This is a genomic window from Streptomyces sp. NPDC021562, from assembly GCF_040640875.1.
Lineage (GTDB): Bacteria > Actinomycetota > Actinomycetes > Streptomycetales > Streptomycetaceae > Streptomyces.
In genome coordinates this window covers 1-5,221 of sequence record NZ_JBFACN010000066.1, presented here as the reverse complement: position 1 = coordinate 5,221, position 5,221 = coordinate 1, and the positions used below count along the sequence as shown (strand labels likewise).

5 protein-coding genes are annotated in these 5,221 nt (G+C 32.3%); 2 read left to right on the top strand and 3 right to left on the bottom strand.

Annotated features, from left to right (window positions below; genetic code table 11):
* Positions 1 to 177: 177 nt before the first annotated feature.
* Positions 178 to 495, top strand: coding sequence for a hypothetical protein (locus tag AB0G52_RS40760; RefSeq protein ID WP_350623827.1), 318 nt, complete (start codon positions 178 to 180; stop codon positions 493 to 495).
* 124 nt (positions 496 to 619) lie between these two features.
* Here AB0G52_RS40760 and AB0G52_RS40755 read toward each other — a convergent pair whose 3' ends face one another.
* Positions 620 to 859, bottom strand: coding sequence for a hypothetical protein (locus AB0G52_RS40755; RefSeq protein ID WP_350623825.1), 240 nt, complete (start codon positions 857 to 859; stop codon positions 620 to 622).
* Positions 860 to 1,232: 373 nt separating this feature from the next.
* On the opposite strand from AB0G52_RS40755, the gene AB0G52_RS40750 reads away from it, so the two are divergent.
* Complete coding sequence (locus AB0G52_RS40750; RefSeq protein WP_350623823.1) at positions 1,233 to 2,051, top strand: replication initiation protein; 819 nt, start codon at positions 1,233 to 1,235, stop codon at positions 2,049 to 2,051.
* A 334-nt stretch (positions 2,052 to 2,385) separates the two neighbouring features.
* On the opposite strand, the gene AB0G52_RS40745 is transcribed toward AB0G52_RS40750, so the two are convergent.
* Together AB0G52_RS40745 and mobQ are read right to left on the bottom strand one after the other, a co-directional pair.
* A complete protein-coding gene (locus tag AB0G52_RS40745; protein ID WP_350623821.1) occupies positions 2,386 to 2,808 on the bottom strand; it encodes a hypothetical protein in 423 nt (140 codons plus the stop codon).
* Positions 2,809 to 3,013: 205 nt separating this feature from the next.
* Positions 3,014 to 4,900, bottom strand: coding sequence for a MobQ family relaxase (gene mobQ / locus AB0G52_RS40740; RefSeq protein ID WP_350623818.1), 1,887 nt, complete (start codon positions 4,898 to 4,900; stop codon positions 3,014 to 3,016).
* Positions 4,901 to 5,221 lie beyond the last annotated feature (321 nt).

Below are 5,221 nucleotides of genomic sequence, written 5' to 3'. Positions count from 1 at the left end.
GAATATGCTCTTTGTTTGCAACGCAAACCGCACACAAACGAAGTTTGTATAAGTGCGCCCTTCTTCACTTTGTTCATTGGGGTGATTATACCACAGGCAGAGTGAAGATACTATTATGTAATTCTAGTGTTTCTGCGATAGTTTGATTATAATAGAGAAAAACAAGGCGGTAGGGGAGTGAGAGCTTTGGCTCGAAAGACAGAAGAAGAAAGACTATTAGAGATGGATGAAAAAATTAAGAAGATGCAAGCCGAGAAGCAAAGGCTTGCTAACCAATTAAAACAAAAGGAAAGAAAGGCAAGAACACAAAAGCTAATTAGAATGGGTGGATTATTAGAAAAACATTTAGGAATAACAGGAGAAGAAGAAACTATTAAGTTGATTGCTTCTTTCCAAAAATCTATTTTGGAAAATAAAGATAGAGTAAATGCCATGGACATTAATCAAGCTAGAAATATACTAGGGATTCAAGTCCAGAGTTCAAAAGAATCTTAATCCATATTTTATTGTGTTTCTACTCTAGGTTAGATAAAAGATACCGATTTTGAAATTTATCAAAATCGGTATCTTTATCTAACTCTATTTATAAAAGGATGTATTTTCTTCTTTAAAATCGAAATTAAATGGGACCAGTTACATAATACATAAATAATAATATAGAAGACAAAATGCCTATACTATTTAAGATTTTCCCCATAAAAATATAATTGTTTTTTCTCTCTTTAATTTTTTTTGCTTGTTTATATCCTATAACTCCTAATATTATTGCAACTAAACAAAACCATAAAGAAAATACAGTCAAATAAGCAGAGATCAGAGCAACAAAACCTATTAAAATAGCTTTTACTTCCTCCTGCACAATATATACCTCCCTAAACATTCTTTGTTTTTCCATTTTTTATTATATATGTTATTAATTTGAAGAAATATTCGGATTGATATAAAAAATTAAGGGACATAATTTTAACTTTTAATAATATAGTTATTTTTTAAAGATTTTTAAAACCTTTTTACTTATTTATAGGAGCTTGAAACCCTTGGGGCTGTAAGTCTCAAAAATTTAAAAGTGAGTTTTGGTGCACTTAAAGTGAGTTTTGGTGCACTTAAAAGTGAGTTTTGGTGCACTTAAAGTGAGTTTTGGTGCACTTAAAGTGAGTTTTTTAGAAAAACTTGTTTTTTAACTCACTTTTAAATATGATAGTTATATCAAGAGTTATGAAAGGAATAAAGAAATGGCAAGGAGATTAGAAAAATTATCTGATAGAGTACCAAAATTAAAAGAAATGGAAACACGTAATTTCCCCGTTGTTAAATCTAATCATCTAATTCAAAAAACTCGTTTTGATTTAACATTGGTTGAACAAAAATTGATATTGCACGTAATCCAAATGATTGAGCCAAAAGATGATGATTTTAAAACGTATCGTTTTTCAATTAAGGATTACTGTAAAATTTGCCAAATCAGCGATAGAAGTGGGAAAAACTATTCGATTATTAAAAGTTCCCTGAAAAAGATAAGCGACAAAAGTTTTTGGATGGAACAAGAAGATGGTACGGAAGTGTTAATGAGGTGGATCGACAAAGTAGTTATAGACCATAAGAAAGACATAATTGATATTAAATTGGATAAAGATTTAAAGCCTCATTTGTTGCAGTTGAAGCAATTTTTCACTAAATATAATTACTTATATGTAATGACTATGAAAAGCCAATATAGTATTAGGCTCTATGAAATATTAAAGTCTTACGAAAATGTCCAAGGGATTATTTATGAAGTGGATGAATTAAGGAAAGTCCTAAATCTAGATGATGATACATTACCTAGATGGGTTGATTTCAAGCGTTTTGTGATAGAACAAGCTATTAAAGAAATCAATAAATTAACTGACATTACGATTACATACGATACGATTAAAAAGGGAAGAAGTGTTTTCGAAGTTGTATTTAATATTAAATCCAAGTCTGAAACACAAAAAATTATATCTCAAAGATTAATTGAAAGAACATTAGATAAGAAAAATAAAGATAATGATGATGATACTCCTTACTAATAGCATTGAGAACGTTTTAAAGGGGTTATATTGAGCCCTTTTTTAAAATAACGCATTTAAAGGTGTTAAATGGATAACGGCCTTCTACGGGCTTTGTATACACTTTAAAGGGGGAGTTGATAGTTATGGAATTTGATGATTCAAAAAAAATCATAAATGGGGAATTTGATATGAACCGCACTTGGTATGTAGGATTTGAATACAAAAGGGATTACGCAAAAAAGCCTTTGTCTGGGGAGGAAAATGAAAAACTAGTGGATGATCTAATCCAGGTCTTTGCAAAGTATGAAATGCAGTGGAAAATGAAATAAAAGGCTACCCAAAGGCAACCTTTTTATCGTTTTATTAAAGGTTCGGATTTAAAAAGAACTTTTTTTGTTTCAGCATCAACAATTATATTTTTTATATCTTTACCATTTTCAGATACTGTTAAATAAACATATACTTGTCTATTAGGATGAAAACCATCACCTGAAACTCGATTTTCACCAATAAACTCATCTACTTTTGACAACACCTTGTTCACATCTTTAAAAGAGACTTTTTCTCTAATGTTAATTTTAGCGTTCTTGTATTCAGTATATTGTTTTTGGTCTATTGAGCTATAAAAAGAATTTGGACTAGCAAACTTTTCACTAGAGTTATCAGGATATTTGCTCCATGATTCTTTTGCTGGTTCCTTAGCTTGAATTGAATTTGTGCTTATTCCCATTACTAAAACAACTAATAATATCATTGCAGTAATCATTTTCTTCATTTTGTATTCAACTCCTTTTTTGTATTATTTGATTGATTATCTGTTTTTATAAACAAATCTCTATAAGAAATAAAAAATGACCTCCCTACGGCTTGGCGCTGTTTGGAGGTCATTTCACTGATCTATAAAATATAGAGCCAATTCTTAAAAGAGTAGGCTAGCTACAGATGCTGTCACATCTGTAGCTTTTTTGAATATAGCATGATTACCTTTCTAACCCAATGTTTTGCCCTTTTAAGCGTTGCTTTGGTTTTTGCTTAGCATTTACTTTGTGTTCCTGCTTTTGGGCTTGTTCTACCCCTTCTAGGATGGCTGAAAGAAAGTCATTGCTTTGGCTTAGGCTTTGCGTTTCTTGTTGAACTTTTTCAAGTGCTGGAGCAACTTTCTCTATTTCTCTTTTATGTTGTTCCAAATGCTCCCGATCTTCATAACCGATGGTTCGAATAGCTTGAGTTAACTGTTCTCGTTTTTGTAAATCTTTCTGATAAGCTTGTTGTTCTTCCTTGGAAAACAGAATTTTTCCTTTTAAGTAAGGATTCGATTCGATTCGTTCAATTCGTTTTTCTAGTTCAGTAAGATGATTAAAATAACTTTCTGCATTTTGAGCATTCCGAACAGCCAGATTATAGTTTTGAATACCTTCTCGATTTAATTCAATTTTATGCTGTCTTTGTTCTAAAGTATGTTTTATGTTGTCGAGCGATATAGTTTTTCCTTGTTTCTCATTTAGTCGGTTCAATTTAGATGCTGTCTTGTAATCCAAATATTGTCCTGCTGTTTTCAATTCAGGATATTGGATAGCTACTTTACGAATTAGCTTTTGCTTTAGTATTTCTTCTGTCTGGTTTAGTATTTGTTTTTGGTCTACAGATTTTAAGATGCTCCCGTTTAAAGTTCGAGTAGACGTATCAATTTGTTTACTTAATTGCTTTTTAGCTAACTGGATCTCTTCACGTGCAGATAAACCAGCTTCTTTTAAACATGTATTTAAGTGGTCATGCTGGCTGATGATTTTATCTTGTAAAGTGTTGATACTAGCACGCAAATTTTCTTTTTCCTTACGTTGGAAAAATCCTACTTTATCAAGTTTTCCCTTTAATTCTTCTAATGTTTTTTCATAATGAGAAAGCTGTTTTTCTGCTTGTTCTGCAATAGAAACTATGTGATTTTTTGTCTTTAAAGATTCTAGTGCTTTTCTTTGTTGTTCGGTCTGTACTTCTAATGATTTTCTATAGTTGGCAATTGTTGCTACCGTTGGAATTTCGCCAATAATTTGTTTGGCTGCCTCCACATTTTTTTGTTCTTCAGTAGTTAATTCTACAGACTTCTTTTGCTCCTGTTGTTTTAACTCTGCTTCTATTTGTTGCTTCTCTTGGCGGTATCTTTGTAAGTCATAAACAATAGCATTATGCTTTTGTACTTCACGATTAATATTACCTCGCTCAGTTTTCATCCCCTTTTTCTCCATATCAGAAGCGACATGCCCCATATGAACCGTAGGTAAGATTTCAAGTCCACGTTCAGCGTGAGATTTATGTGTAATTCGTTCTTTGATGTTTGATTGTTCTAATGCTTTATTTGCGTATTCTGACCATTGTTCTCTCCACTGCTCCAGCAGTTCTTTTTTGTTCCAATCACGATTCTTTGTAGTAAAGCCTTCTTCTGAAATTTCTCGTGTTGTTAACATTATGTGAGCGTGAGGATTGTTGGAGTCATCTCTATGAATAGCGATATCAGCAACCATGCCTTTATCTACAAATTGGTCTTGGATGTAGCCTTTGATTAATTCAGTTTGTTGTTGATTGGAAAGTTCTTTAGGTAAAGCAATATTTATTTCTCTGGCTAATTGAGAGTTCTTTCTTTTCTCAGAACGTTCAATTTCATTCCAAAGAATCTCACGATTTTTAACCCAAACAGGGGAATTTTCAGGAGCAAGAATATGGGTTTCCGGCTTCACTTCTCTTTTGTAAAATTTACTTTCATTAGTTTGTTCATCAACTAAACGCTGACCAGAACGATAGGCAGCTGACGCAATTGCTGATTGTCCTTTTCCTCTGGAAATCATTTGTGCTGAGAAGTGATAGATTGCCATATGCTTGAACCTCCTTTTCAAAAGATTTTGTAGTAGCCGTAATAAAAATGATCGTACCGTAAGGTGGGAGAATTTTTATTATGGAATCGTAAGAAATTAATTAGACGAAATGGCATTTTGCCAATGAGAAATAATTAATCTCTTACGATGAGTTTTTGTATTCGTCACAAGACGGATACTCATTCGCACATCAGCGAATGAAGGATTTTAATTTTTATATTCGCAACAAGCGAATATGCTCTTTGTTTGCAACGCAAACCGCACACAAACGAAGTTTGTATAAGTGCGCCCTTCTTCACTTTGTTCATTGGGGTGATTATA